Here is a 220-nt window from a genome sequence, read left to right on the forward strand (position 1 = left end):
AATGGCGCCATCCATCTGAGCCGCACCCGTGATCATGTTCTTCACATAATCCGCGTGGCCTGGGCAATCAACGTGGGCATAGTGTCTGTTTGCAGATTCATATTCTACGTGTGCTGTAGAAATGGTAATACCACGCTCTCTTTCTTCCGGTGCAGCATCGATCTGGTCGTATGCTTTTGCCGTCCCGCCATGCAGGTTTGCCATAATCGTTGTAATTGCT

The 220-nt window shown here is 50.0% G+C and carries 1 protein-coding gene; it reads right to left on the minus strand.

What is annotated here, in order from left to right:
• Positions 1-220: GTP-binding protein (locus tag Lery_RS09925; RefSeq protein ID WP_237759206.1), on the minus strand; the 220-nt coding region annotated here is incomplete at both ends.

Origin of the sequence: Legionella erythra (genome assembly GCF_001467615.1) — a bacterium.
GTDB lineage: Bacteria > Pseudomonadota > Gammaproteobacteria > Legionellales > Legionellaceae > Legionella_C > Legionella_C erythra.